This is a genomic window from Streptomyces sp. NPDC054794 (assembly GCF_053611585.1).
The window spans coordinates 1-26352 of record NZ_JBSHAQ010000011.1 but is presented as its reverse complement, the minus strand read 5'-3'; the positions used below and the strand labels follow the sequence as shown (position 1 = coordinate 26352).

General features: G+C 70.5%; 26 protein-coding genes and 5 pseudogenes. 18 read left to right on the top strand and 13 right to left on the bottom strand.

Annotation, left to right across the window (positions count from 1 at the left end; all coding sequences use genetic code 11):
• Positions 1–23 precede the first annotated feature (23 nt).
• From ACWGKT_RS13880 to ACWGKT_RS13870, 3 genes are all read left to right on the top strand, one after another.
• Positions 24–1142 (top strand): trypsin-like serine peptidase, encoded by a 1119-nt coding sequence (locus ACWGKT_RS13880; RefSeq protein WP_453273755.1) that lies wholly within the window; start codon positions 24–26, stop codon positions 1140–1142.
• A 201-nt stretch (positions 1143–1343) separates the two neighbouring features.
• The gene (locus tag ACWGKT_RS13875; protein ID WP_453273754.1) at positions 1344–2831 is read left to right on the top strand and encodes an alpha/beta hydrolase; all 1488 of its coding nucleotides are present in this window, start codon (positions 1344–1346) and stop codon (positions 2829–2831) included.
• A 51-nt stretch (positions 2832–2882) separates the two neighbouring features.
• Positions 2883–3560 carry a formylglycine-generating enzyme family protein gene (locus ACWGKT_RS13870; RefSeq protein ID WP_356142293.1) on the top strand — a complete coding sequence of 226 codons (678 nt, stop codon included), beginning with the start codon at positions 2883–2885 and terminating at the stop codon, positions 3558–3560.
• On the opposite strand, the pseudogene ACWGKT_RS13865 reads toward ACWGKT_RS13870, so the two are convergent.
• Positions 3557–3847: pseudogene (locus tag ACWGKT_RS13865) on the bottom strand (hypothetical protein); the annotation flags it as partial. The gene ACWGKT_RS13870 and the pseudogene ACWGKT_RS13865 sit on opposite strands and share 4 nt — an antisense overlap.
• Positions 3848–3905: 58 nt before the next feature.
• Positions 3906–4067: pseudogene (locus ACWGKT_RS13860) on the bottom strand (TetR/AcrR family transcriptional regulator); the annotation flags it as partial.
• A 188-nt stretch (positions 4068–4255) separates the two neighbouring features.
• Between ACWGKT_RS13860 and ACWGKT_RS13855 the strand changes: the two are divergent.
• Positions 4256–4774: a hypothetical protein gene (locus tag ACWGKT_RS13855; protein WP_453273753.1), complete on the top strand. Its 519-nt coding sequence runs from the start codon at positions 4256–4258 to the stop codon at positions 4772–4774.
• On the opposite strand, the gene ACWGKT_RS13850 is transcribed toward ACWGKT_RS13855, so the two are convergent.
• Complete coding sequence (locus ACWGKT_RS13850) at positions 4753–5139, bottom strand: hypothetical protein (protein ID WP_453273752.1); 387 nt, start codon at positions 5137–5139, stop codon at positions 4753–4755. The genes ACWGKT_RS13855 and ACWGKT_RS13850 overlap by 22 nt on opposite strands.
• A gap of 251 nt (positions 5140–5390) precedes the next feature.
• Here ACWGKT_RS13850 and ACWGKT_RS13845 point away from each other — a divergent pair, with 251 nt between their 5' ends.
• Positions 5391–6713 (top strand): Ig-like domain repeat protein, encoded by a 1323-nt coding sequence (locus ACWGKT_RS13845; RefSeq protein ID WP_453273751.1) that lies wholly within the window; start codon positions 5391–5393, stop codon positions 6711–6713.
• Positions 6714–6931: 218 nt separating this feature from the next.
• Positions 6932–7354, top strand: a complete 423-nt coding sequence (locus ACWGKT_RS13840) for a hypothetical protein (protein ID WP_453273750.1) — start codon at positions 6932–6934, stop codon at positions 7352–7354.
• A 73-nt stretch (positions 7355–7427) separates the two neighbouring features.
• Here ACWGKT_RS13840 and ACWGKT_RS13835 read toward each other — a convergent pair whose 3' ends face one another.
• Positions 7428–8948: a sensor histidine kinase gene (locus tag ACWGKT_RS13835; RefSeq protein WP_453273749.1), complete on the bottom strand. Its 1521-nt coding sequence runs from the start codon at positions 8946–8948 to the stop codon at positions 7428–7430.
• A 204-nt stretch (positions 8949–9152) separates the two neighbouring features.
• On the opposite strand from ACWGKT_RS13835, the gene ACWGKT_RS13830 reads away from it, so the two are divergent.
• On the top strand, positions 9153–9806 hold the full coding sequence (locus tag ACWGKT_RS13830) for a response regulator (protein ID WP_453273748.1): 654 nt from the start codon (positions 9153–9155) through the stop codon (positions 9804–9806).
• Between the two features lie 217 nt (positions 9807–10023).
• Here ACWGKT_RS13830 and ACWGKT_RS13825 read toward each other — a convergent pair whose 3' ends face one another.
• From ACWGKT_RS13825 to ACWGKT_RS13810, 4 genes are read right to left on the bottom strand one after another with little or no spacing between them, the layout of a single operon-like run.
• Complete coding sequence (locus ACWGKT_RS13825) at positions 10024–10203, bottom strand: hypothetical protein (protein ID WP_453273747.1); 180 nt, start codon at positions 10201–10203, stop codon at positions 10024–10026.
• Between the two features lie 54 nt (positions 10204–10257).
• Positions 10258–10398 carry a hypothetical protein gene (locus tag ACWGKT_RS13820; protein ID WP_453273746.1) on the bottom strand — a complete coding sequence of 47 codons (141 nt, stop codon included), beginning with the start codon at positions 10396–10398 and terminating at the stop codon, positions 10258–10260.
• 59 nt (positions 10399–10457) lie between these two features.
• The gene (locus tag ACWGKT_RS13815; RefSeq protein ID WP_453273745.1) at positions 10458–12341 is read right to left on the bottom strand and encodes a trypsin-like serine peptidase; all 1884 of its coding nucleotides are present in this window, start codon (positions 12339–12341) and stop codon (positions 10458–10460) included.
• 54 nt (positions 12342–12395) lie between these two features.
• A complete protein-coding gene (locus ACWGKT_RS13810) occupies positions 12396–13325 on the bottom strand; it encodes a hypothetical protein (RefSeq protein ID WP_453273744.1) in 930 nt (309 codons plus the stop codon).
• A gap of 188 nt (positions 13326–13513) precedes the next feature.
• On the opposite strand from ACWGKT_RS13810, the pseudogene ACWGKT_RS13805 reads away from it, so the two are divergent.
• A pseudogene (locus ACWGKT_RS13805) lies at positions 13514–13992 on the top strand (class I SAM-dependent methyltransferase); the annotation flags it as partial.
• Between the two features lie 261 nt (positions 13993–14253).
• Here the strand turns inward: ACWGKT_RS13805 and ACWGKT_RS13800 are convergent.
• Positions 14254–15117 (bottom strand): enoyl-CoA hydratase/isomerase family protein, encoded by an 864-nt coding sequence (locus tag ACWGKT_RS13800; protein ID WP_356142314.1) that lies wholly within the window; start codon positions 15115–15117, stop codon positions 14254–14256.
• Positions 15118–15204: 87 nt separating this feature from the next.
• Between ACWGKT_RS13800 and ACWGKT_RS13795 the strand changes: the two genes are divergently transcribed.
• Positions 15205–15573, top strand: coding sequence for a MerR family transcriptional regulator (locus ACWGKT_RS13795; protein WP_453273743.1), 369 nt, complete (start codon positions 15205–15207; stop codon positions 15571–15573).
• A 27-nt stretch (positions 15574–15600) separates the two neighbouring features.
• Here the strand turns inward: ACWGKT_RS13795 and ACWGKT_RS13790 are convergent, their stop codons facing one another.
• Positions 15601–16599 carry a GlxA family transcriptional regulator gene (locus ACWGKT_RS13790; RefSeq protein WP_453273882.1) on the bottom strand — a complete coding sequence of 333 codons (999 nt, stop codon included), beginning with the start codon at positions 16597–16599 and terminating at the stop codon, positions 15601–15603.
• Positions 16600–16858: 259 nt separating this feature from the next.
• Between ACWGKT_RS13790 and ACWGKT_RS13785 the strand changes: the two genes are divergently transcribed.
• Positions 16859–17245 carry a VOC family protein gene (locus ACWGKT_RS13785; protein WP_453273742.1) on the top strand — a complete coding sequence of 129 codons (387 nt, stop codon included), beginning with the start codon at positions 16859–16861 and terminating at the stop codon, positions 17243–17245.
• 13 nt (positions 17246–17258) lie between these two features.
• Here ACWGKT_RS13785 and ACWGKT_RS13780 read toward each other — a convergent pair whose 3' ends face one another.
• The gene (locus tag ACWGKT_RS13780; protein WP_453273741.1) at positions 17259–17480 is read right to left on the bottom strand and encodes a hypothetical protein; all 222 of its coding nucleotides are present in this window, start codon (positions 17478–17480) and stop codon (positions 17259–17261) included.
• Between the two features lie 133 nt (positions 17481–17613).
• Between ACWGKT_RS13780 and ACWGKT_RS13775 the strand changes: the two genes are divergently transcribed.
• Positions 17614–18192 carry a TetR/AcrR family transcriptional regulator gene (locus ACWGKT_RS13775; RefSeq protein WP_453273740.1) on the top strand — a complete coding sequence of 193 codons (579 nt, stop codon included), beginning with the start codon at positions 17614–17616 and terminating at the stop codon, positions 18190–18192.
• Positions 18193–18382: 190 nt separating this feature from the next.
• The gene (locus ACWGKT_RS13770) at positions 18383–19249 is read left to right on the top strand and encodes an SDR family NAD(P)-dependent oxidoreductase (RefSeq protein WP_453273739.1); all 867 of its coding nucleotides are present in this window, start codon (positions 18383–18385) and stop codon (positions 19247–19249) included.
• A gap of 1 nt (position 19250) precedes the next feature.
• On the opposite strand, the gene ACWGKT_RS13765 is transcribed toward ACWGKT_RS13770, so the two are convergent.
• The gene (locus tag ACWGKT_RS13765) at positions 19251–21479 is read right to left on the bottom strand and encodes an MMPL family transporter (RefSeq protein WP_453273738.1); all 2229 of its coding nucleotides are present in this window, start codon (positions 21477–21479) and stop codon (positions 19251–19253) included.
• A 174-nt stretch (positions 21480–21653) separates the two neighbouring features.
• On the opposite strand from ACWGKT_RS13765, the gene ACWGKT_RS13760 reads away from it, so the two are divergent.
• From ACWGKT_RS13760 to ACWGKT_RS13750, 3 genes are all read left to right on the top strand, one after another.
• Complete coding sequence (locus ACWGKT_RS13760; RefSeq protein ID WP_453273737.1) at positions 21654–22826, top strand: sensor histidine kinase; 1173 nt, start codon at positions 21654–21656, stop codon at positions 22824–22826.
• Positions 22801–23463, top strand: a complete 663-nt coding sequence (locus ACWGKT_RS13755) for a response regulator (RefSeq protein WP_453273736.1) — start codon at positions 22801–22803, stop codon at positions 23461–23463. Before ACWGKT_RS13760 ends, ACWGKT_RS13755 begins: the two co-directional genes overlap by 26 nt.
• Before the next feature lie 216 nt (positions 23464–23679).
• Complete coding sequence (locus ACWGKT_RS13750) at positions 23680–24330, top strand: RICIN domain-containing protein (protein ID WP_453273735.1); 651 nt, start codon at positions 23680–23682, stop codon at positions 24328–24330.
• On the opposite strand, the pseudogene ACWGKT_RS13745 reads toward ACWGKT_RS13750, so the two are convergent.
• A pseudogene (locus tag ACWGKT_RS13745) lies at positions 24321–24751 on the bottom strand (GNAT family N-acetyltransferase). The gene ACWGKT_RS13750 and the pseudogene ACWGKT_RS13745 overlap by 10 nt on opposite strands.
• Positions 24752–24817: 66 nt before the next feature.
• On the opposite strand from ACWGKT_RS13745, the pseudogene ACWGKT_RS13740 reads away from it, so the two are divergent.
• The 3 genes and pseudogenes from ACWGKT_RS13740 to ACWGKT_RS13730 form a co-directional block, all read left to right on the top strand.
• Positions 24818–24943, top strand: a pseudogene (locus tag ACWGKT_RS13740) (DUF7638 domain-containing protein); the annotation flags it as partial.
• A 91-nt stretch (positions 24944–25034) separates the two neighbouring features.
• Entirely contained in the window at positions 25035–25466 is a 432-nt protein-coding gene (locus ACWGKT_RS13735) for a DUF7639 domain-containing protein (RefSeq protein WP_453273734.1), read from the top strand.
• Positions 25467–25508: 42 nt separating this feature from the next.
• Positions 25509–26288 carry an inositol monophosphatase family protein gene (locus ACWGKT_RS13730; RefSeq protein ID WP_453273733.1) on the top strand — a complete coding sequence of 260 codons (780 nt, stop codon included), beginning with the start codon at positions 25509–25511 and terminating at the stop codon, positions 26286–26288.
• Positions 26289–26352 lie beyond the last annotated feature (64 nt).

Sequence of the window (26352 nt, the reverse complement as noted above, 5' to 3'; positions counted from 1 at the left end):
CGCCTACCGAAGGAACACACCGCGTGAAGAGACCCAACGAGTTGTCCAGTTCGTCCAAGCACCGTGCAGGCCGGCGCGGTGCTCTTCTCATGGCCTCCGCGGGCACCGTCGTCGGCCTCATCACACCGATGACCGTGGTGGGCACGGCCGACGCCGCGGACGCTCCCGGGGTGTCCACCGCCGCAACTTCCAAGAGGCCCACCTCCGTTGCCGAGGGGCCGCGGTGGACGGCCGCGGCGGCGGAGCGCTTCTGGACCAACCGGCGGATGGCCGAGGCGAAGCCGATCGGGGGTGGCGAATCCTCGACGGCTGAAAGGCCTTTGTCCCAGCGGGCGTTGTCGGACCGCGGCGCGGTGACAAGGCCCGAAGGTGCCGGTGTGACCGGCGTCGGCCCGCGGAGCTCGCACTTCGGCGGGCTGGCGATGATCGGGCGGATGTACATGCAGCGCGGCAGCGGCTCGTACTTCTGCACCGCGAGTGTGATCAAGAGCCGGAACCGCAACATCGTGCTGACCGCGGGCCACTGCATGGACGGCAGGGCCGGGGGCGGCGCGATGGCGTTCGTACCGCAGTGGACGGCGGCCAACCCTCGACCGCACGGCGTCTTCCCGGTCGCCACCGACACCCGGGGTCGCAGCCGGGTCTGGATCGATCAGCGCTACTACGACCGCGGCCACACAAAGGGCGCCCCGTGGGACGTGGCCTTCGCTCAGGTCGGGGCACGCAGCGACGGCAAGAAGGCCCAGGACGTCGTGGGTGCCAACACCCTTGCCACCGGGCGGGGTTACGCGTTTCCACGCATCCGGCTGATCGGCTATCCGAACGCCGACCAGCAGCCGCTGACCTGCACCAACTCCACGACCCGCTTCACGCCGACGGACGGCACGCCCGGGTCGTACCTGCGGATCGCCTGCGACGACTACCGGTCGGGTACCAGCGGCGGCCCGTTCCTGGCGAACTTCAACTCCCGTACGGGGACCGGTGACGTGGTCGGCAGCATAGGCGGCTGGAAGACCGGCGGGCCCACTGCCGACATCTCCTACAGCCCGTACTTCGGCTCCGACATCCAGCGTCTGTACGACGCGGCCGTGAACGGCTCCCCGCCCGCCCGGCCCCGCGCGGTGTCCAGCGCGCCGCGCTGACCCACGCCGCGTACATCGCTTCGGACCGATGCACGCCGCCTCCCTCATCGGATCCGGATGAGGGAGGCGTAGCCGTGCGACAGGGGGAAACGCGCCAACGCCGCTCCGGGGCAGGATCCTCCTCGCCGTGAGACAACCCCAGGGCCCTCCGCCTCATCTTGCTTTCCGTCAGCAGCAGAACCGACGTGAAAGCAGGAAGCCTTGCCCAGCGCGACCTCTCTTCTCGTACGACGTGGTGCGGCCGTCGCTGCCGCGTTCGGGCTCGTCACCGTCGCCGGCCCGCAGGTGGCCGACGCGGCGCCGGCCGCCGCGGTCACCGGGCCCGCGGCCCTGCACTGGTCCACCTGCCCCGCGGGCTCCGAAGCGCCGCGCGGTACGTACTGCACCACCCTCAAGGTCCCCCTCGACTACGCCCGTCCACGCGGTCGGCAGATCAAACTCACCCTGTCGGTGGCCGGTGACGCGAACGCCCCGCGCACCCTCGTGGTCAACCCGGGCGGGCCGGGTGAACCCGGCATCGGCACCGCCCAGTTGGTGTGGAGTCAGCTGCCCGCGGACGTCAGCGCGAAGTACAACGTGGTCAGCTTCGACCCGCGCGGCGTCGGCGCCAGCACCCCGGTGTCCTGCGGGGACACGAGGTGGCTGATCAAGCATCCGGCCGGGCCGTACACGCCCGCGACGGATGCGCAGGAGCAGGCACGGCGCACCGTGGCCCGCAAGGTCGCCGAGCAGTGCTACGCGAAGGCCAAGGACCTGCTGCCGTACATCACCACCGAGAACGCGGCACGCGACATGGACCGGATCCGTGGCGCGCTGCGCCGCGACAAGATGGACTACCTCGGATATTCGTACGGAACGAAGCTCGGCGCCACGTACGCGACCCTCTTCCCGTCGCACACCGGCCGCATGATCCTGGACAGCGTCGTCGATCCGACCGTCACCTCCTATGCCTCGCAGTACGAGCAGGATCCGGCGCTTCAGCACCGGGCCGAGCAGTTCTTCGCCTGGGTGGCCAAGAAGGACGGGACCTATCACCTGGGCACGAGCGCGGCGAAGGTGTCGGCCGCGTGGGACGCCGTCCGCAAGAAGCTGGACGCTCACCCCGCCGGGGGCAGGGCGGGCAGCGCCGAACTCGACGATCTGCTCGCTTCCGGCATGTACACGGATCTGGAGTGGGCGGACGTGGCCCAGCCCGTCGCCGACTACCGGCGCGGGGATGCGAGCGCCCTGGTCGGCACCACCGACCAGCTCGCCCTCGGCAGCGTCGTCCCGGCCCGGCTCGCCTACAACTGCGTGGACGACGCCTGGCCCCGCGACTGGGCGACCTGGCACCGGGAGACGGCGGCGGCAGCCCCCAAGTCCCCGCTGTTCGCCTGGCTGAACAGCTGGTACAGCGCGCCGTGCGCGTTCTGGAAGGCCCCGACGGCGCGCCCCGTGAAGATCGGCTCGGCGCACGTGCCGCCGGTCCTGCTGCTCCAGGCGAAGGACGACGCGGCGACCCCCGTCGTGGGCGCACGGCGCATGCACCAGGCGCTGACCGGTTCCGGCCTCGTCGTCGCGGGCGGCGGCAACCACGGCCAGTACCTGTTCGACGGCAACGCCTGCATGGACCGACACGGCAGCCGCTATCTGCTCACCGGGCGGCTCCCGGCCGAGGGCGCGACGTGCCCGGCGGCACCGGCGCCGTGAGCGCGACCGGTGATGATCTCGCCGGACCTGGCATGGAGTAGAAGTGTCCTCATGGATGTGAGTGTCGAGTACGAGATGATCGCCGTTCCGGCGGGGCAGGTCACGCTGTCGGACCGGCGGACAGAGCGCAGTTGGACAGTTGAGGTCGCGCCCTGTCAGCTCACCAGCTACCCGATCACTCAATCGGTGTACGCGCAGGTCACCGGCCTGCGTCCAGGCACCGACCAGGGGGACCGGCTGCCCGTCGAGGGGGTCTCGTGGTGGGACGCGGTCCGCTTCTGCAACGCCCTGTCCGAGAAGGACGGGCTCACGACCGCGTACCACTTCGAGGGCGATGACATCGAGTGGGACACCTCGGCGGACGGGTACCGGCTGCCGAGCGAAGCGGAGTGGGAGTACGCCTGCCGGGCCGGCACGACCGGACCGCGCTACGGACCCCTGGACGAGATCGCCTGGCATCGCGGCAACTCCCACGACCGCATCCACGAGGTGGGCGGCAAACGGCCCAACCCGTGGGGCTTCCACGACATGCTCGGCAACGTGTGGGAGTGGTGCTGGGACGTCTACGACGCCGAGGTCTACGGCAGCTATCGGGTGCTGCGCGGGGGTGGCTGGTTCGACGAGCACTGGAGTTGCCGGGCCTCCGTACGACGCCGCAGCCACCCCACGTTCCGCGTCGACGACGTCGGATTCCGCGTCGCACGCGGGAAAGCGCTGGAGCAGAGCTAGCGGAGTGATCCGCGCTCGTCGACGTGCACGGTGGGCGCCGACAAGAACTCATCGGCGCCGACCGGGCCGTAGGCGATGTTGAAGGTGTCCATTCAGTACGACCGGTCCCGCACCCCCGCCGCACTGCTGAAGCGGTAGTTGAGCTGCCAGCGGACCCACTGCCCGGGGGCCAGGCGCACGGCCGGGGGTCTGCGCGGCCGGGGCGGAATGGCGAACAGGGGATCCACTCGGGGCTGGACCCGGAGTCTGCCGTCGGTCTCGCGGAGCTGGACGTCGACGCCGCGCAAGGCTTCCCCGCCAGGCTTCCAGCGCGTCGCCGTTGTAGCTGTCGAGAGCCGCCAGGAACAGCCCGTGCTTGTCGCCGAAGGCCCCGTACAGACTCCCTCGGCCCAGGCCTGTCGCGGCGCTCAGGTCGTCCATGGAGGTGCCGTTGTAGCCCACCGACCAGAACTGGTCGCGGGCGGCCTTCACGACCTCTTCTTCGTCGAATTGCCGGGGCCGGGCCATGGGCCAACTGTACGTCGCGTTCCGCACCGGTCCGGTGCGATCACGGCGTCGGATCCGTCCTGGAGAGCCCTTTGTCACGACGTCCGTTCCGTCCTCTGGCGGACACGCGTAGACCTCCGGCACCATCTGTCTGCACCGCCTGCACAGCCGCCCCAGAGGAAGCTCGGCCGACCGCAGGAAGGGTTCCCATGAAGGCCAACCGAAGGATCACCAAGACCCGCGCCGCCCTGACCGCACTCGCTCTCGTCGTCGCCCCCGGCGTCGCCGTCCTCGGCACCGCCACCGACGCCTTCGCCGTCACCAAGATCAGCCACGCCACCGCCACCCAGATGTTCCGCGACGTCGGCATCACGTGGTCGTCCTCCGGCAATTGCTCCAACCGCAACAACTCGACGTGTACGTCCTTCGAGCAGCTCAACCTCGCCACCGCCCAGGGCGCCCAGACCCTCAAGCGCGCCAGCGGCTGCGCCCTCAACATCACCGGCGGTACGGAGACCGGTCACGCCTCCGGCACGTACTCGCACTGGAACGGTTACAAGCTCGACTACAGCAAGTACACCTGTGTCGGGAACTACATCAAGAACAACTTCACCTACATTGGCCTGCGCGGCGACGGCGCCCCGCAGTGGCGCTCCGGTTCCGGCAACATATACGCGGACGAGGGCAGCCACTGGGACGTCCTCTACTACAACTGCGGAGGCTGCTGACCGCCACCGCCCGCCCCGTTGCGAACCCGACGGTCGACTCGACGGCGTGAGTCGTCGAGCCGACCGAACATGACACGGTCCTTCAACGCCGCGTATGCCCGCTCGACCTCACCCAGATACTGCTCCAGGCGGAAGCGCGCCTCCTCGACGACCCCGCCGTTGACGCCCGGGTACATCAGGTCGGACCAGATGACCGTCTCGCCCCGGAGCTGAATCCAGATGGTCAAGCTGTCCGACACCGGCTCGGGCAACTCCTCCACCGCCACGTCCACGGTGCGCGGCATTTCCGTCGGATAGAGAGGTCCGCCCGGGCGGAGCAGTCGCCGCGGGTCGAGGCCGACCATCCTGCTGTCGCTGCGGGCCACCAGGTCGAGGCCATCGACGAACAGGTACGTGTGCGTGTCAGCACACGCCGGCGGCCCAGGACACGCGCTGATCAGAAGTGAGCTCACCGCACCACCGATTGGCCGGTCGGGCACGGTGGCCCTCAGCTTGCGCGGGGATCTACGAGGCATCCGCCAGATGGGAAGACATGGGCCGATCGTAGCGGCTATGCCGCACCCGTTCGGAGGGTCGCGCAACCGGGTCTGGCAACCTGTCCGCTTGATTCCCGACGATGACCGTTCTCGTCCAGGGCGCTCTCGAAGCGGCCACCTCGTACGAGCCCGGCTGGGCCCATCGCCTTCTCCGGTGGTCAGTTGTGCTTCACCAGCCCTACTCGCAGTACGTGGGAGCGTGCTCCACCGCCCAGACCTACCTGGACGGCATCGTCAACGGCGTGCACACCCGCACCGGTTGGAACGACTACGGCAAGATCAAGCTGGAGTCCGGCTCCGGCGACCGGATGCTGATGAGTCAGCCGCGCAACGACAACGCGGCCAATCCGTTCCTCACCGTGTACGACACCAGCAACGGCTCTCTCGCACGCAACGCCGCCCGCCGCTTCGCCGACGGCAGCAAGGTGGCCGTCGCCGACGCCGCATACGGCACCCGGCTGCTCAACACCGACGACCTGTCGGACGCGGCGAACGGCTACCAGGCGCTCCCGGCCGGCGCCACGGCCAGTTCGGTGGCCTTCAGCGGTGACGGCAAGTACGTCGCGCGCGGCGCGGCGGCCACCGGCGCCACGCCCGACCTGCTGGTCCAGCCCGCCGATCCGACGGACTCGACGGCGCCGCTGGAGTTCGTCTTCGAGGGCAGCCCCGACGGCGACCGGGTCGCCCCGCGCGGCATGGAGTGGTCGCCGGACGGCTCCCGGCTGTTCGCGGTCACCACCAACGCGGCCGGCAGCCAGTACTGGCTGCACGTCATTCAGCCCCCGGCCGTCCAGTACGACACCCGCTTCACCGGCGGCCTCACCCACAGCCCCGCCCAGGCGGTGGCCGGCGAGCCGCTGGCCGTGCGCGGCAAGCTGGAGTCCGACGGGCCCGCTCCCGGCACGCCACTGAAGGTCAGGGCGACCCGCACGGACGCGACCGGCACGCACGACCTGGGAACCGTCACCGTCAAGGAGGACGGCACCTTCACGGTCCTCGACGAGCCGGACCTCGTCGGCGACGCCACGTACAAGGTGTCATTCCTCCGGGATCTGACCCACCGCCCGGCCGAGGACGTCAGCCACAGCGTCACCGTCGGGAAGGCGCCCACCTCGATCGCGCTCACCGCGCCGGAGAAGGCGACGCTCAGCGGGGGCATCACCATCACCGGCACGTTCAGCGCGCAGGGCAAGGCGCTGCCGGACAAGGCCGTGCCGAAGGTCGTACGGACCGACCGGCTCGGCACCGGCACGCTGTCGTCGGTGACCGTCGGCGCGGACGGCACGTTCACCATCAACGACATTCCGCGCACCCGGCGCGAGGTGACCTACACCGTCAGCTGGCCCGGCGACGACCTCCACACGTCCTCGACCGCGTCGGCGACGGTCTACGTCACGCGCTGATCCCCTTCGGTTCCGCCGCGAGGGGATGCGATTACCGCTGGCCGGTAGAGCCGCTACCAGCCTCCAGGGTTGTCCCGCTCTTCCACGCAAAGGCAACGTGGAATGCGCAGAAAAGGAACAAAACGGATGTTGACGGCGCAAGTGCCTGACGGCCTCTGTGTCGTCATCCCCGCGCGCTCGACGCGCTCTCAGTTTCGGTCCGTTCCTGGAGATTGATCATGCGTAATGTCAAATGGCCCGTCGCTGCCCTCGCAGGACTGACGCTGGCCCTGGGAGGTGCCGCGTCGGCCGTCGCCGCTCCGGCCACATCGGTGGACGCTGTTCACGGTCACGTCGTCTCCATGGTCGCCTTCGCCAGTGACCACGGCGGCGGAGGCGGAGGCCACGGTGGCGGAGGCCACGGCGGCGGAGGCCACGGCGGTGGAGGCTATGGCGGCGGAGACCACGGCGGCGGAGACCACGGCGGCGGAGACCACGGCGGCGGAGGCCATGGCGGCGGAGGCTATGGCGGCGGAGGCTATGGCGGTGATCACGGCGGCTACGGCGGTGACCACGGCGGCTACGGCCACGGCGGCTACGGCGGCTACTTCTTCGACCGCGGCGACCACGACCGCGGCTACTTCAGCGACTGGGGCTGGTAGCTCGGACAGGAAAGGGGCCGGCACGAAGCCGGCCCCTTTCGGCAGCTCGGCTTTCCGCCGTCCGGCCGACGAGCTAAGGGGTGCCGTGACCGGCACGCTCGGTCGGCACCAGCGGCAGCTCCGCGATGAGTGTGGTCCCCGCACCGCGCGGACTCTCCAGGAACATCGTGCCGTCGAGCGCTTCCACACGGTCCTTGAGGCCGACGAGCCCGGTACCGCCGGCGGCAAGGTCGGCGCCGCCGACGCCGTCGTCGTGCACCTGGACCCGTAGCAGCTTGGAGTCGGCCTCCACCCTGACGGTGACGACCGTGGCCTGCGCGTGCTTGACCGCGTTCGTCAGCGCCTCCGAGACGACGTAGTACGCGCTGACCTCGACCGGCTCCGACAGTCGCTCTTCGACGTGCACGTCGAGTTCGACGGGGATGGCCGATCGGCGGGCGAGCGCCTTCAACGCGGGAGCGAGGCCGCCCTGAGCCAGAATCGCCGGATGGATGCCGCGCGCCACCTCGCGCAGTTCGTCGAACGCGTCCCTGAGGCCGCCCGCGACGTCGTGGAGTTCCGTGCGCAGTCCGTCCAGTCCGTCCAGATCCGACGGGACCGTCGTCTCCGCGTTGTTCAGCCGGATGAGCAGCGTGACGAGCCTCTGCTGGACGCCGTCGTGCAGATCGTGCTCGATGCGGCGCCGTGCCCCGTCGGCCGCGGTGACGATGCGCGCTCGCGAGGCGGCCAGCTCCGCATTGGCCTCGGCGTTCTCGATGGCGATGGCGACGAGGTCGGTGAATGCGGCGATCTGTGCCTCGGTGTTCGCCGGGAAGGGATCGTCGCTCTTCTTCGCCGTGACGATCACCCCCCACACCCGCCCGGCCACGAGGATCGGGCACGCCACCGACGAGCGGATGCCCAGGGCACGCGCCTCCCGGGCGATCGAGCCCGTGACGTACCGAAAGTCCTCGACGCGGACCGAATCGCAGGTCCGCCGGACCTCGCGGGCGACATCGAGGCCGTCGAGGGCGGGCCGGGTGCCGACGCTCGGCGGACCCGGCCCGCTCCGGCGGCTCCAGGTGGCCACGGATCTCACGGAGCCGTCCGCCTCGTAACGCTCCATGCAGGCCAGATCGGCGCCGTACAGGAGGCCCACCTCGCGGGTGACGGCCTCGTACACCCTCGACGGCTGGGCCGACCGTGCGACGAGTGTGGCGATCCGGCGCAGCGCGGACTGCTCCCGCGACAGCTGTGCCGACACGAGCGCCGCGTGCCGCAACCGGGCCGCCAGCCGCCCCACGACCACCGCCGTGACCAGGAAGGCCGCCAAAGCCACGGCGGTTTGCGAGTCGGCGTTCTCGAACCCGTACGGCCGCGCGAACAGGTACAGATACGCCACGACGCTCAGTACCGATGTGACGACGGCGAGTACGGTCCCCCACACCATGGCCACGACCAGGACCACGAGCAGGTAGAGCGCCAGAAGGTGCAGGGGCAGGACGTACGGCTCAAGGACGTCCAGGAGGCCGGTGACTGCAGCCACCATCGCCGTACCGGCGATCAGTCCATACAGTCGGCGCCGGCTCAGCGCTTCCGCCCGGCGATGCGCCATCGCGTCGCTTCCCTTGTCCGGCTTGTGCAGCCTTCACCTATCAAGTGTGGCACCGCGCCGAGTGCCGCGCAGAGGCGCCGACAGCCGGTCGGTTCGCGGTCGCCGCGCGGTTGATGACCGTGAGAGTCTGCTGGTAGGCAGGCTGGCCTCGCCGTGGCCGGGGGCTTGCCGACCCTGCCGCAACATGACGGTGGAGGGCGCCGTATGACGCAGTTGCGGGTGGTTCTGGCGGACGACGACGTGCTGCTCCGCCAGGGCCTGGCCAGCTTGCTGGAGCGGTCCGAGGTGTCCGTCGTCGGGCAGGTCGGGGACGGCCAGGCCTTGCTGCGACGCGTCAGGGAGACGGAGCCCGACCTGGTGGTCGTCGACATCCGCATGCCCCCGACCAACACCACGGAGGGGCTGGAGGCGGCCCGCGTCATCCGCCGTGAGCTGCCGGGCGTCGGCATCCTGGTGCTGTCCGCGCATGTCGAGGTCGAGCACGCCATGGAGTTGCTGGCGGGCGGCAGACGGATCGGGTACCTGCTCAAGAGCCGGGTCGCGGACGTGGAGGAGTTCGTGGAGGCGATCAGGAGGATCGCCAAGGGCGGATCCGTCGTGGATCCGGCCCTGATCCAGGAGCTGGTGTCGGTGCAGCGGCGCGAGAACCCTCTCGACGTGCTGAGCGACCGCGAGCGCGAAGTGCTGGCCCTGATGGCGGAGGGCCGGTCGAACGTCGGTATCGCCCGCCGTCTGTGGGTCACCGAGGGCACCGTGGAGAAGCACGTCCACAGCATCCTCGGCAAGCTGGGCCTGTCCGAGACCGACGACGACCATCGGCGGGTACGGGCCGTACTCACCTTTCTGCAAGCCCCATGACCTCCGCTCCCGCGCGGGAGGGGCGAGTGCTCAGGAGTCCGTTGTCACCTTTCGCCGGGCCGCCTCTCCGGCCCTTTTGCCGACCTGGATTCGGTGCGGCAGCGGATCAGCGAGGTCGCCGCGGCGATGACGGCCATCGCGATGGCCAGGGTGAAGACGATGACCAGGCCTTCGTGGAAGGGCCGGGAGATCAGGTGCGGGAAGAAGTCCCGCCCGGTCAGGACGGCGGCGTCGGCCCGTGGCAGGTGGCCGACCGCACCCTGCTGATCGGGGCTTGGGACTGCAGGGTGCGCAGGTCCGGCGGCGGGTCGAAGGGGCAGGCGGCCGCCCTGGTCATGGGGAAGCCGGGTACCCGTGCCGTCGGCGCGTCGGTGCCGTGTGCCGGAGTGGTTGTCATGGTTCTCCGCCCTTTCCGGAAGGGAGAAGCCTTCGAAGCGTGCGGCGAGGAGGGTCAGGAGGCCGACCCGGTGCCCGGGACACGGGGTTGCGGCGCGGCTTGGAGCATCCGCTGGACGATGGGCAGCGCCGTACGCATGGCCTGGCCCAGCGCCCGTAGGTCCTGCTCGAGCAGCATGGCCGGCATGTCGGCCACCCGGGCTCTGTGCGCGCGGCGGCGTTCGGCGAGCAGTCGCCGCCCGGCGTCGGGGGTCGCTACTTGGGAGCGACGAGCATGCGCTCCGTACCGAACGTGGCGCCGGTGTGGGTGTACATGGTCGTTTCCCCGTCGGACCAGCGCACGACGAGGTCGTCCGGCCAGCCGTTGCTGTCGTAGCTGCCGGCCGTCATCACCACGTCGTGGCTCCAGACGCTCTGGGGCGCGGCCATCTCGACTTCCTTGCCCAGACCGCCGGGACCGGTCTCCTGGAACTGCGAGACCTTTCCGTCGGACCAGCGCACCAGGGTGTCCCAGTTGGCGCCGCCCGTGAAGTCGCCCGCGGTGACGAGAGTGGCCTGCTTCCAGGTGTCGTTCGGCTTCAGCAGCTGGTGTTCGGTGCCGAAGCCCTTGTCGCCGACCGCCGTGTAGTCGGTGACCTCGCCGTCGCTCCAGCGCACCAGAAGGTCGGTGACGTACTTCGCCGTACCGAAGCTGCCCGCGGTGATCTGGTCGGCATGGCTCCAGATGGAACCGGCGTCGGCCAGCTTGATCCCACCGCCCAGGCCCTTGGTGCCGACGTCGGGGAGGATCTTCACCTCCCCGCTGTTCCACACGGCCAGCAGATCCGAGCCGGCGCCGCCGGAGAAGTCGCCGCCGGTGAGCGACTTCACGTTCTTCCAGGTGTCGTTGGGCCCGGACAGCCGACGCTCACCGACGAAGCCGCCGTCGCCGTCACCGATGTAGAGCGTGACCTCGCCGTCCGTCCAGACAACGATCATGTCGCCGTTCTTGTCCCCGGTGTACTCCCCGGACGCCAGCAGCCTGGCGTGGGTCCAGGTGTCTCCGCTGCCCATGGAGTACGGCAGGGCCGGCTGATCGTAGGACTCGCCGTGAGAGACGTGCTGGCTCTTCTTCGCCTCGTCGTACAGGCGGAAGAACCAGTCGCCGTGCATGGGGCTGTAGGTCAGCCAGTCGACGTTGTCGTCGTTGCCGCCGCCGTTGTAGCCGCCGACGTTCCCGATGATCTCTCCGGTGCCCGCCGTCCAGTCGACCGTGGAGAACCAGGGGCCGCCGGAGACACCGCCCCACATGCCGCGGCACTTGGCCTGGATCTGGTAGAAGCCGGGCAGCGCCTCCGTCCGCGTGGGGCAGCGTACGGCGTGGTCCTCGGGGTTGTGGCTCGACGGGTAGCCGACCATCGTGACCTTGTTGAGGTACTTGGGCGTGCGGAGCAGCTTGTTCGCGCCCACCACGTCCTGCGCCTCTTTGCCGGTCTGCGACGGCTTGAGCCGGCCGAACGCGAAGTCCAGGTCCGAGATGGCCTTCTTGGAGTTGTGCACGTACCGGTTGTCGACGAACCAGTCGGAAACCCGGTAGAAGCCGTACGGCTGCTTGTCCAGCGTCTTCTCGGCGACGTACCAGGGAACGAAGACCGCCTTGCCACCGGAGCAGTGACCGGCGGTCAGGATCAGATCGCGGTCCGGGCTCTCCACGACACTGGCGGAGCACTTGTGCGCGTGCATGCGGCCGGTGTCCGGCTCCGTCGTGTAGGTGAAGATCGTCCCTACGGACTTCAGCCCGAGGAAGTGCTCGGCGGTCGGCATGTCGGCTGCCGCCGAGGGGCCGGCCGGAGCGACCCGGTGGAGACCGTTCTTCGCGCTTGGGCTTGAACTCGGGCTCGGGGCCTGGGTCTGCGCGGGCAGGGCCGGGTCAGTGGCCGTGGCGATGCGCTCGGGCGTCCAGAAACGGATGGCGTCCTGGTCCGTCCAGTTCCCGTCCTCGACAGCCCGGTGAGAGGGCTTACCCGCGTTCGCCGAGGCGGAGGCCGAGGGGGCCGGGGCCGACGGGGCCGGGGCCGAGGGCGTCGGGGTGACGCCTTGGGCCTGCGCGAGGCCTCCCCCTCCGACCAGGAACAGCGCGGTTCCGGCTGTCGAGATCACGAGGCGGGATATTCGTCTGTATGAGGTAGGCAAGGAATGCTTTCTGATTCAGATTCATGGAAACAACAGCCACTGGGCCGCAGGACGCGCCACACCCTGCCGAAGCCGCCGCGAGGCGGAGGCAGCGGCCTTGCGCGTACGCGTACGGCGGCGCAGCGCGATCCCGGCGCCGGCGACGAGCGCCACACCCGCGGCCGCGACGGCACCGCTGGTCACCCAGGAAGGACCGTGGGCGACGGGCTTGCCGGCCACTGTGACCCGCCGCGTCGTGGTCTGCTGCCCACTGTGGCTGACAACGGTCATCGTGTAGCGGCCGTTGGGCACGTCGTCGCGCACCCGCGTGTGGCCCGCGTAGATCGTGGCCCCGTCGTCGCATTTGCATCCGGGGTCGTCCGCGCTGCCCGTCCGGATGGTCAATGGGCTCTTGAATATGGGCGAGGTGACGGTCAGCGCGTGCTCGTTCGGTGCGGCTTGAAGGTCGGTGAGAACCACCCGGACCTCACTGCCCGCCCGTACCCGGGCGGAACCGTCGCTACCGGGAAACGCGTCCTTCGGGCTGATGACGAACCGGCCTATCTCCGCGGATCCTTCGGCCGCGACCTTGAGCCGCGCGGTGGCGACGGTACGGCCATGACTCGTCGCGGTGACGGGGTAGGTGCCGGCGCGCAGACCCGAGCGGATGCGGTGCCGTGTTCCCGGCCCGTCGACCTGGACCGACTGTGTCGCGCCCTTCTTGACCGGGGTGAGGGTGATCGGCTCCACCAGGGCCGGAGAGGTGACCGTCACGGCGTCCCACCCCGGAGGCATCCCCTGGATGTCGAACCAGAGTGCGTCACCCGCCTCAAGGCGCAGGCCCTGCGGCACGACGTACGTCAGGCGAACCGATTCCGAGGGGCTGCTGCTTGCGGCCGGGCTCGCCCCCTCGGCCGATGCCCCTGCCGCGGCTCCTGCCGAGGACACCGCAACGAGACCGGCGACGGTCACGGCTCGCACTGCATTGAGGATCAAACGATCTCCCCCTTCCGTCCGACGTCGTTCGACGATTTCGATCATGAAGAGGGTGGTTCCGCACTGAAGGTTGCTTCACCGCGCGCAGTACGGACGGTCGGACGAACAGGCCGATGCCGGGCAGTTGGACGGGCATCCGAAGCTCCTGTCGCCAGCCTCTCCGCATGCCCGACGACCTCACATCCGCACAACGCGACGACAGGCCCGACGAGTCCCGGCGGGCGCGCCTGAGCCGGATCTTCGACGAGGACGCGGAGCTGTACGACCGGGCCAGGCCCGGATATCCGGCAAAGCTGTACGACGATCTCGTGGAACTCGCGAGTACCCGCCCCGGCAGCCGCGTGCTGGAGGTGGGCTGCGGGACCGGCCGGGCGACGGTGCCTCTGGCCCGGCGCGGCTGCCGGATCACGGCCGTCGAGGCGGGACCGCGCATGGCCGCCGCAACCTCGCCGAGGCCGCGACGCCAGGGTGGGTGGAAGTGGACGTGGTGACGGCTGAGTTCGAGAACTGGCCGTTGCCGGAGCAGCCGTTCGACGCGGTCGTCTCGGCGACGGCGTTCCACTGGATCGACCCGGCGGTACGGATGGCCAAGGCCGCCGACGCTCTGTGTCCGGGTGGCGCGCTCGCCGTGGTGCGCAACCAGCAGAGCGTCCGCCACCACGGGCCCGCCGAGATCACGATCTCGGCGGCTGTCCTCCTCCCCCACCGTGCGATCGCCACGCTGCTGGTCCGGCGACTGCGCCGCCCGACGCGTCGTCCGACGGAGCCCCCGTCGAATGGGAAGGTCTCCGCACAGGGATGAGCACAGAAGGTGAGCACACAGGGTGAGCCGACCCGCCGCGAGCAGGAGGTACTCCGCCTCATCGCGGCGGATCCGTTCGCGGCGGGACGGGCCGCGGGTCGGTCAGGAGACGCGGTCCAGCGAGCCCTCAAGGTCGAGTTCGCCCTCGCGGGTCTGTGCCCCGGCCTCCACGGCGGCGCGCATACGGTCGACCACCGCGTCCGGTGCCGGATACACCCCGCCCAGCGCCTTGCTCTCCTCGCCCAGCCCCTCCAGCAGGTTCCCGCTGGTGACCGCGGCACCGACCGCCGCCTTGGCCGCGGCGATCTGCTCCGGGCGCAGCACCGCGATGCGGTGGGCGAGCGCGTCGACGAAGGCGTCGAGTTCCTCCGCCGGGAGCGCGCGGTTGATCCAGCCGTAGCGCTCGGCGAGGTCCGCGTCGAAGAGGCTGCCGCCGAGGATCACCTCCAGAGCCCTGGCCCGCCCGACCAGCGGGGGCAGCAGCTGGGTGCCGCCGCCACCGGGAATGATGCCCATACGGGTCTCGGGCTGGGCGAGCCAGGTCCGCCCCTGGGCGGCGAAGCGCATGTCGAGTGCCATGGCCAGCTCGTTGCCGCCGCCGCGCAGGCGCCCGGCGAGCTTGGCGATCGTCACCTGCGGCAGCGCGCGCAGGCGCAGCATCAGCTTCTGCATCGGGTTGATCAGCGACTCGTCGGCGCCGGTGCCGCCGTCGGGGTTGGCCAGCTCGGCGAAGGTCTCCGGCTTGAGCATGAAGCCCAGGTCGACGTGGGCGACGAAGAAGTCCGGGTCGGCGCTCTGCAGCACGATCACGCGCACCCGCTCGTCGTCCCGGACGGCTCCGACGAAGTCGTGGAGTTCGTTGATGAGCGTCGTGTCGAGCATGTTGACCGGCGGGTTGTCGAGCGTGACGTGAGCCACGCCCCCGTCGATCGCCACGCGCAGATCCGTGTATCCGTCGTAAGACATATCGCGCTTCTCTCATGAAATCTCTGGCCTCTGGCCCGTACGTCGGTCACGCTAAGAGCTGACGCTGACGTCAGAGGCAAGGGGAGAATGATGCGCATCGGCGAACTCGCCGCCAAGACCGGCGTGAGTGTGCGGGCGCTGCGGTACTACGAGGAGCAGCACCTGCTCGGCTCCGAGCGCAGCACCAGCGGGCAGCGGCACTACGCCGACGGCGCGGTAGACCGCGTCCTGCTGATCCAGCAGTTGTACGCGGCGGGGCTGTCGAGCAGGTCGATCGTGGAGCTGCTGCCCTGTGTCGTGACCGGTGAGGTGACCCCGGAACTGCTGGAGCGGCTGTCGGCCGAGCGGGACCGCATCGACAGCCAGATACGCATGCTGGCCGACACCAGGGACAGGCTGGGCACCATCATCACGCAGGCCACCACCACGTTCCGGACGGGCCGCCCCTGCGACTGACGCGATCACAGCGTCACGAGACCTGCTTCAGTCGCCGGTGCCCGAGTGCCGGAACCGGCTGCGGTACTCGGTCGGGGTGGTGTTCAGCTTGCGCCGGAAGGCACGTATGAGGGTGTCGATGGTGTTGAAGCCGCAGGCCGATGCCACGCGGTCGAGGGTGTCGTCCGTGGTTTCGAGCCGGTTCCGTGCGACTTCGACACGGGCGGCTTCGACGTAACGGCTCGGCGTGGTGCCGAGTTCGTCATTGAAGAGCCGGTTGAGCTGCCGTTCGCCGACATTGACGTGGGCGGCGAGATCGGCGACGGACAGCGACCCGGCTATGTTCCGCGTGATGTAGAGGCGCAGGTCGTCCATGCGCCTGGACGTGGAACCGGTCTCGATGGGCACGCTGAACTGGCTCTGCCCGCTGGGCCGCTTCAGGTACATCACGAGCTGTCGGGCCACCCGCATGGCCGCGGGCTCCCCGAAGTCCTCGGCCACCAGGGCCAGCGACAGATCGAGGCAGGCGGTGAGCCCGGCTCCCGTCCATACGTCGCCCTGTCGAATGAAGATCAGGTCGGGGTCGACCTCCACCGACGGGTGTTCGGCGGCCAGTTGCTGCGCGGTCGACCAGTGGGTGGTGGCGCGCTTTCCGTCGAGCAGCCCGGCCGCCGCGAGGAGATGCGCCCCGACGCAGACGGAGGCGATACGCCGGGAGCGGCCGGCGAGTTCCTTCACCCGGGCGACCACGTCCGGATTCACGAGTGCCTGGACCTTGCGCCGTTGGTCGACCTCGACGGAGCCGGGAACCATGAGCGTGTCGATGGGCCGCCGAGCCACCTCCTCGAAGGTCGCATCCGGCAGCACCCGGATCCCGGCCGACGTGGTGACGGGGTTGAGGGTCTCGGCCGCCAGGACGACTTCGTAGCCGGAATCCCCGTCCAACTCCCGCTCAAGCAGCGTGAACACTTCGGGCGGTCCGGTGACGTCGAGCAGGTCGACGCCTTCGAAAAGCACGACGACGACGAGTCTTTGGATACAACCCATGCCAGTCACCAGTCCCCCCGGACGTCCGGGCGGCATGTCGCTTTCCGCAAGTAGTACGACATTGCCGCCATGCAGCACGGATCGTAGCGTGTGACTCGGCAGCCGCGGAGGTCCGGAAACGTCCGACGTACGACCGCGAAAGGGGCAGTTGTGCCTTCGAGGACGCTACGTGACCTCGGCGCCCTCGACCGTGCGGCCGAATCCCGACGCCACAATGACAGCCCGAGCCACCAGCCTCACCGATCAGCCCGGAGATGTCATGCCGCTGCAGATGAAGTTGACCGCCATCACCCTCGACTGCCCGGATCCGCTCGCTCTCGCGGCCTTCTACCAGCAGGCCACCGGCCTTGAGCCGCACCCGAAGTCGGACGCCGACTTCGCCGGACTCATCGGTGAGGGCGGGCTCTTCATCGGCTTTCAACGGGTCGACGACTACCGGGCTCCGCATTGGCCCGACCAAGCCGTCCCCCAACAGTTCCACCTCGACTTCGCGGTGGAGGACCTGGACGCGGCCGAGGCCCGATTGCTGGAGCTGGGAGCGGGGAAGCCGGCTCACCAGCCGGGGAAGGACAGGTGGCGGGTCTTCACGGATCCGGCCGGTCACCCCTTCTGCCTGGTCAGGGGAAGTGGCAACCAGTCGGCATAGACGCGCGAGGGGACTACGGCCGCGCCCGGGTGTCGATCTCATCGAGGGCATTGACGAGGTCCTCGACCAGCCTCTGGTGCCGCTCTCGCTCGGGATGCCGTGCCGGGCAGCTCAGGACCAGCGTCTTCGCCTGCTCAAGGGTCCCCGGTCCGGCGCCCAGCAGTTCTCTCGTGACGATGACGGAGTCCATCACGCCGATTCGACGAGCGCTCAGCAGCTCCTGAATGTCCGACATCCGCGTGCCTGCGGCCAACAAGGGGCGCAGTTCGGCCGTCAGAGCCGAGAGCCGTGCCGCCCCTGTTGCCCCGCTCGCCTCGGCCCGCCAGGCCGCGCCTCTCGGGCTGCCGGCGGCCCTTTATGCTGAAACCGTGACACCCAGAACCGGGCAGGGCCCCGCGCGGCGAGCGGATGCCGCGCGCAACCGTGCCCGGGTGTTGCGGGTCGCCCGGGAGCAGTTGGCCGCCGGTGACGACTCGCTCCAGCTGAACGCCATCGCCCGGCTCGCCGGCGTGGGCGTGGGAACCGTGTACCGGCACTTCCCCAACCGCCATGCGCTGGTGGAGGCCCTGTCCGCGGAACGCTTGCGGGAGCTGCTCGACGAGGCGCAGACGGCCGCCGCCACCGAGAACGCGCTCACGGGCCTGCACCGTCTGCTCCGCTTCGCGCTCGACCGCGCGCTGGACGACCCCGGGTTCGCGGCCGTACTGGAGTCCGCGAACGATGCCGAGGCACAGACCTCGCAGATGAAGGCCGAGCTCGACCGGGCCGTGGCGGACCTGCTGGGCCGCGCCCGTCTGAGCGGTGCCATCCGCGCCGGTGTCGAGGCGGAGGACGTGCGCCGCCTGCTCTGCGGGATCGAGCACGCCGTACGCACCGGCGACAGCGACGCCGCCCGCCGAGAGCTCTATCTCGACGTCCTTCTTGAGGGGCTGCGCCCTCCGCGCTGACGGACGGCAGACGGCACCCCTTCCCCGGGCACGTACACCGGCCGACCGCCACCGAGGCAGTCGGCTGGGCCGCCCGCCCACCCTTCCTGAACCGGATAGCTATCCGGTTGTGCTAGCGTGCCCTCACTGAACCGGATAGCTATCCGAATACGCGCCAACGCGGAGGGGTGGAGCTGTGGAGCCAAGGGCAGTGGTTACGGCGGGGACCGGGGGTATCGGCCTGGAGACCGCGAGGCGACTGGCGGCGCACGGGCTCGCGGTCACCGTCGTCGGGCGCGACCCCGAGCGCGGCACCCGCGCGGTCGAGCGGATCGCCGAGGTCGCGACCGGGGCCGACCCGCGCTTCGTGGCCGCCGACCTCGCGTCGCTCGACGACGTCCGGGCGCTCGCCGCACGGCTGGCGACCGAGGGCCCGCTGAAGGTACTGGTCAACAACGTCGGCGCGATGTTCGCGGAGCGGCAGCGGACGGTCGACGGGATCGAGGCGTCGTTCGCCGTCAACCATCTCTCGCCGTACCTGCTCACCGAGCTGCTGCTCGACCAGCTCAAGTCCGGCGAGCCGAGCCGGATCGTGAACGTCAGCTCCGGTGCGATCAAGGTCGCCAAGCGCACCTTCGACGCCGTCGAACCGCCGGGGGGCTACTACGGCTTCCACTGGTACGGCCGGGCCAAGCTCGCCAACCTCGCCTACACCCTTGACCTGGCCGAACGCCTCCGCGGCACCGGCATCACCGTCTTCGCGGCCGACCCGGGCGGCGCCGCGACCGACATGACCAACGGCACCATGACCTCGCCGAAGATCGTCTCCCCGGGGCTGCGTCTGATGTGGCCGCTGGTCCGCCGGGCCTTCGAGCGCTCCACTGCCGGTCCCGCGTCCGTTGCCGCCCGGCCGTCCGTGTTCGCCGCGACCGACGCCTCTCTCGACGGGCGGACCGGCCTGCTCATCGGCCCCGAGGCCCACCCCGTCCCCGCCTTCCGCGGATCCGACGACCCCCAGGTCATCGACAACGTCCTCAGACTCAGCCGACAGCTCGCGCCCCTGACCTCGGGGCGTTGAGTCAGCCGGCCCAGCCCGCGGGGAGCACTCGGTCCAGCCACCTCGGCAGCCACCAGTTGGCCTTGCCGAGGAGCGTCATGGTCGCGGGTACCAGCACCATGCGGACGACCGTGGCGTCGATGAAGATCGCGGTGGCCAGGCCGAGCCCGAACATCTTGGTCGAGGGGTCCTCGGCGACGACGAAGGACAGGAACACGGCCACCATGATGAGCGCGGCTGACGTGATGACCCGGGCGGTACCCGAGACGCCCCGCACGATCGCCGTGTCGTTGTCGCCGGTGCGCTCGTACTCCTCGCGCACACGAGACAGCAGGAACACCTCGTAGTCCATCGACAGGCCGAACAGGATGGCGAAGAGGAACATCGGGATGAAGGACACGATGGGCACCGTCGTCTCCAGCCCGATCAGTGCACCGCCCCAGCCCCATTGGAAGACGGCGACCAGGATGCCGTAGGCCGCGCCGATGCTCAGCAGGTTCAGCAGCACCGCCTTGAGCGGTACGAGTACCGAGCGGAACACCAGCATCAACAGCGCGAACGACAGCGCCAGTACGGCCGCGACGAACACCGGCAGGCGTCGGCTGGTCCGTTGGCCCACATCGGACAGGCTCGCCACGGCGCCGCCGACGGAGGCCCTGGACGGGCCCTGGCCGACCACGGTGGGCAGCACCTCGGCGCGCAGCCGGGCGACCGTGTCGGAGGTCGCCCGCTCCTGCGGGCCGGTGGTCGGGAACACCACGAGGGTCGCGATGCCCGTGGCCCGGTCCACCTGGGCCGGCGCGACGGAGGCGATGCCCGGGTCCGCGGCGACCGCCGCGACGAGCCGGTCCAACACCCCGGGAACACCGGCAGGGTCCGCGGCGATGACGAGCGGACCGTTGGTACCCGAGCCGAACCCCTCGGCGACCAGGTCGTACGCGCGGCGCTCGGTGCGGCTCGGCGGCAGCGAGCCGTCGTCGGGCAGCCCGACGCGCAGGCCGAGCACGGGCAGCGTCGCCGTCAGCAACAGGCCGGCGGCGCCCACCGCGTACGGCAGCGGGTGCCGGTTGACGTGACCGATCCAGCGCCGCCATCCGGCGGCGGGCGGGGCGCCCGCCTGCGTACCCCGCCGCCGTCCGAACCGGCCCGGCCGGACGAGCCGGCCCGGCCTCCCGGACCCGAGGGCCCGGACGAGCCGACCGGCCCGGGCCAGGCGCGGGCCGGCGGCGCCGAGGAAGGCCGGCAGCAGCGTCACCGACGCGACCACCATGGTCAGGACGACGATCGAGACCGCGAGCCCGCCCACCGTCATGAACGGCACGTTCGCGACCGCCATGCCGAGGATGGACACGACGACGGTGCCACCGGCGAAGACCACCGGACGTCCCGCCGTGGCCACCGCACGCCCGGCCGCCGCACGGGGATCGAGCCCGTTCGCGAGGTACTCCCGGTGCCGGGCGAGCACGAACAGCGCGTAGTCGATGCCCACCCCGAGCCCGACCATGCTGCCCAGGACAGGTGCGAACGTGGGGATCCGGGTCATCCCCGCGAGGACCGTCATCGTGGCCACCCCGACGGTGAGCCCGAAGACCGCCATGCCGATGGGCAGCGCGGCGGCTACCAGCGAGCCGAACGCCAGGAACAGGATCGTGGCCGCGGCGAGGATGCCGATCAGTTCGCTCGCTCCGCCGTCGGGGTCGGAGAAGACGTAGAAGAGGTTCCCGCCCATCTCGATGCGCAGCGGCAGCTCGCCGCGCAGCCGGTCGCCGAGGTCGACGAGGGCGTGGAGATCCTTGGCCGACAGCCGGCTCTGGTCGGGGTACTGCACCCGGACCACCGCGATCCGCCCGTCGGCCGAGACCAGACCGTCGCGCACGGCGAAGTCGCCGCCCCTGTCGAGTGCTCCCGCCGGGTCGCTCGTACCGAGCACGTGCGGCAGTCGCCGCACCTCGGACCGGAGCCTCGCCAGCGCGGCGCGCGGGCCGCCGGGGTCGAAGAACGTCTCCCCGCGGTCGAGCGGTGTGACGACCACCTGGGCGGTCATCCCGTCCTGCCCCGTGCCGGCCCGCTCGATCAGTTCCGCGGCCCGCTGGGAATCCAGTCCCGGAGCGGTCATCGAGTCCGCGGTCCGCCCGCCGAAGGCGACCGCGGCGACGACCGCGAGAGCGGCCGCCAGTACCCATGCCGCGATCACCCGCCAGGGATGGCGGGCGGCACAACCGCCCACACGGAACAGGGCTTTCGAGAGCATCGGTCCTCCAACCACCTTGTCGACCGCCTCCGTACGGCCGCCGATGCCGAGGTTCGTCGGAGCGGCGCTCCGGGACATCGGCTCGCGAGCCGCGGATCCGTCCGCCCCTGGACCGAGCGACGTCCCGTCCTTTTGGCCGATGCGCGGCGCGGCGTGCTCCTTAGGCTGAGCACCGTGCTGCGAGACGACCTGCGAACCCTGTGGACCGAACCACGGCCGCCCGACGCGCCCGGCCGGGTGTGGCGGGACTGGGCGCTGCTCGCCGCGGGCCTGACCGGTGTGGTGCTGGAGGCCACGCTGCGCGCGGACGTGGTGTGGCGGCCGGTGGCCGTGGTGTTCGCCGTCTGGCTGTGCGTGCTGCCCCTGTGGCGTCGGACCCGCCCGCTGACGACGGTCGTGCTCGCGTTCGGCGCGATGATCGTGCTCCAGGTCGTCTCGCTGGTGGCCACCCCTCGGGAGCCGGTCGGTCTGGACGTCGGCGTGGTCGTCCTCCTGCTGGTGTACGCGCTGCCCCGGTGGGGGTCGGGGCGGGAGATCGTGCTGGGCGGCGCGGTCGTCCTGGCGGCCTTCGGTCTGTCGGCGGTCACGGACCGGACCCCGGCCGGCGAACAGGTCGTGGGCTTCGCCTTCCTGCTCCTGCCCGCGGTGATCGGAGCGTCCGTACGGTTCCGGGCGACCGCCCGCGAGCGGCAACTGGAGCGGGTACGCTCCCGCGAGCGCGAGCAACTCGCCCGGGAACTGCACGACACGGTGGCCCATCACGTCTCGGCCATGGTGATCCGCGCCCAGGCGGGCCGAGTGGTCGCGGGCACGGATCCGGCCGCCGCCGTCGAGGCGCTGGAGGGTGTCGAGGAGGAGGGGGCGCGCACGCTGGAGGAGATGCGCGCCATGGTCGCCGCGCTGCGCGACGCAAGGGCCGGCGCCGAGTTGACGCCGCCGGCCGGTGTCGCCGACCTGGAGCGCCTGGTGCGCGCCCCGGGTGGTCGGCTCCGCGTCGACCTGGGGCTCGACGGCGAGTTGATCGCGTTGCCTCCGGCCGTGGACGCGGCGGTCTACCGGATCGTGCAGGAGTCGGTGACCAACGCCATGCGCCATGCGGTCAACGCGACCGAGGTCGTCGTCCGGGTCACCGGAGAACCGCGGAGGATACGGGTGACGGTGCGGGACGACGGTCAACGGGCCGGCCGGGTTCGCGACGGCTACGGTCTCGCCGGGTTGCGCGAGCGCGCCGCGCTGCTCGGTGGGCAGCTGCGGGCCGGCCCCGGCGCCGACCAGGGCTGGCTTGTCGAAGCCGAGTTGCCGAGAGGGAGGGCGGGCAGCGGTGTCCATCCGCGTCCTCGTCGCTGACGACCAGGCGATCATCCGTACCGGGCTTCGGATCATGCTGAACGCGCAGCCGGGCATCGAGGTGGTCGGTGAGGCGGCCGACGGGCAGCAGGCGGTACGTCTGGCCCGCGAGCTGCGCCCCGACGTCTGCCTGTTCGACATCCGGATGCCCCGGCTCGACGGGCTGGAGGCCACCCGGCTGATCGCCGGTCCGGGCGTCGCCGATCCACTGGTCGTCGTCGTGATCACCACCTTCGATCTCGACGAGTATGTGTACGGCGCCCTGCGCGCGGGGGCCCGGGGCTTTCTGCTCAAGGACACCGGGCCGGAGCTGCTGGCACAGGCCGTGCGCTCGGCCGCCGACGGCGAGGCACTCATCGCGCCCAGCGTCACCGTGCGCCTGCTGCGGGCCTTCGCGGACCTGCCGGCCGGACGGCCCGCCGCCCAACCCGTCTCCCCGGTCACCACCCGAGAGGAGGAGGTACTCCTCGCCGTCGCCCGCGGGCTGACCAACACCGAGATCGCCGATGCCCTGCACATCAGCCTGAGCACGGTGAAGACACACCTGGCGAACCTGATGGCCAAACTCAACGCCCGCAACCGCGTGGAAATCGCGATGTGGGCCTACGAGACCCGCCGGATCATCCCGGGAACCTGACCGGCCGTCTGCCCCGGCTCCCGCTCGAACAGGTCCGAGGGCGGGGATCGTTGGGCGGCGGTGAGGGGAAGGGCGGCGAGGGAATGGGCCGTCCGGTGGCCGTTGGTGATCTTGTGGAAGTGTCGCGTTGCCGGGCGGGACTTCGCCTGGTCCACTTGCCGCCAAGTCCCCATCAGGGCAAATCGACGCCAATGCGCATGTGAACACGGAGGCTTCATGTCCCGTCAGCTGTCACGCCCGAGGGCCAGGACCGGCCTTCGTATCACCACCGCCCTGGGCGTCGTGTCCCTCGCCCTGACCCTGAGCGTCGCCCAGCCGGTCGAGGCGTCGCCGTCCGCCCCTGCGGCGGCGGGGCCCCGGATCGTGGACATCTCGTCGCTCAGCGAACTGCCCGCCCCCACGGACGCGAAGGTCCCCGCCACGCGGAAGGCGTCGGACTGGATCATGTACCGCTTCCAGAAGATCACCAGCCGGGCGACCGGCAACCTGTGTCTCGACGCGGACGCCAGCACCCTCCCCAACAACGGGACCAAGGCGCAGCTGTGGGGCTGCAACGGCAACAACAACCAGGTCTGGTACTTCTCCGTCATCTCCAGGGGCTACTACTACGTGCAGACCGGCCAGGGCTTCCAGTGTCTCGACGCGGACGCCAACACGATTCCCAACAACGGGACCAAGGTGCAGCTCTGGGACTGCAACGGCAACAACAACCAGGTGTGGTCCCCCTCGGGCAACTCCCTCGTGAACCGTGCGTCGGGCACGTGTCTCGACGCGGACGCCAACACCATCCCGAACTACGGGACGAAGATGCAGCTCTGGGGCTGCATCGCGGGCGCCGCCAACCAGGCGTGGTCGTACTACAGGTGACCGGACGGCGGGCTCGCCCACTCTGTCCGGGTGAGCCCGTACTCGACCTCGCCGTATTCGGAGCCTTCGATCGGCTCGGGCCAGTCCTCGGCGCAGTTCCGCAGGAACTTCAGGCCTGCCCTCTCCATCACCTGCCGGGACCGGGTGTTCACCGCCATGGTGTTCGCGGTGACGCGTTCCACGCCGAGGGCCGTGAACGCCTTGCCGATCAGAGCCCGCTATCACTCCGTGGCACACCCCTTGCCAAGTCGTGCAGCAGCCGTGGCAGGTCCGACGTCCGGATCGTCTCCCTGCTGGTCGGCTTGCCGCCGTTGATGAAGCGTATGACGTCGGGGTCGTTGTCCAGGGCGAAGAGACGGTCGGCGTCGGCATCGGTGAACGGGCGCAGCACGAGCCTTTCGGTCTCCCGGAATGCACGCATGCCGCGACCCTGCCCACCCATGGCCGGGTCCGCCACCCGATGTCGCCCTGAGGGTGGGGCCATTCGATGGGTGTGCCTCCTCAACAAGACAAGCTCCGCAGCGGCTGGGTCGCCACCAGCCTCCCGGACGGGGCCTCGGCGTCCGCGCACGACCTGGCGGGGTGGAAGTTCAGCGGGCCACGCACCTGGCTCACGCCCGAGTTGTTGGTGGCCGAGGCCCGGGACACCATCGACCAACTGAACGGCCGTCCCGGAGTCACAGCGCCGCTACGCCCTCGGCGACATGGACTGCAAGGACGGGCCGCTGCAGGTCTTGGTGGCCGGTCCCGGCGGCCGCACGCAGAACTGGCCCGACGCGCCTGTTACGCAGGAGGTGTACGACGAGGCCGTCTCCTACTTCGAGGAACGGGCTCGGTGGATCGCGGAGCGGCCCTCCCGGATCCCGGCCGACGGACCGGCGACCTCGCACGCTCCCGCGGTCAAGCTGAACCACTCGTATCCGCAGGAGCGAGTGGCCGACCCGGGCGCGCGTGGCCTGCGCGACGACTACCCCGCCCCGGTCGTTGTCGCGGAGCGCTGTCGGTCGCCGACCCCGCGGTGCGGGACGCGGTCGCGAGGGCGGACACGGGCGACGCGGCGCGCAGGCTCGCCGCCGAGGCACCGCGTCGGGAGGGCTGGGAACAGGCCCGTACCGCCGTCATGGCCGATGTTGTAGAACTGGCGGGACAGCGGGAACGACGGTGGTGGTGGGCGACTGATGGACCGGGAACTGGCAGTGGCGACGGAACTCGCCGAATGGGCCTCGGAACGGATCCGTCGGCCTCGCGCCACGGACGACGTGAGCGACGTACGGGAGAAGGCCACCCCCGCCGACATCGTGACGGACACGGACGAAGCGGTGGAGGCCCACGTCCGGGCCGTCCTGCGCCGGGAGTTCCCGGAGTACGGCATCGAGGGCGAGGAGTACGGCGTCCACGAGGGTACGAAGGGTGCGCCGCACTGGGTGATCGACCCGGTGGACGGTACGACGAACTACGCGCACGGCATCGGCTGGTGCTCGTTCTCGCTGGGCCTGGCGAGCCCGCAGGGTGTCCCGTTGCTGGGCGTGGTGGCCGATCCCTGGCGCCGGGAGATCTTCACCGCGACCCGGGGCGGCGGAGCGCACCTGAACGGCCGTTCGATCCGTGCGGCCACCCACGACACCCTGACCGGGCACGTGTTCATGACGGAGTGGGCCGCCCACGCCCACTGGCCGGGCCTGGACGACCTGCTGCGAGAGCTGTCGTCCCGGCACTGCACGGTACGGGTCATGGGCTCGACGGCCCTGTCCCTGGTCCAGGTCGCGGCGGGCCGCGCGACGGCAGCGGCGATCGGCGAGTTCCACCCGGTGGACGCCCTGCCGCCGCTGCTGATCGCGACGGAGGCGGGCGCGGTGGCGATCCCCGAACTCCCCGTGTACGACACCCCGTTGCTGCTGACCGCACCGGGGGTGGCGGACGAGGCGACGGCCCTGTGGCGGGAGACGGTGCTGCGTTAGGGCAGGACAGGCGCCGGCGCGATGCGGACCTGTGGGGGCGGCCCCGACCTGAGCCGGTCGGGGC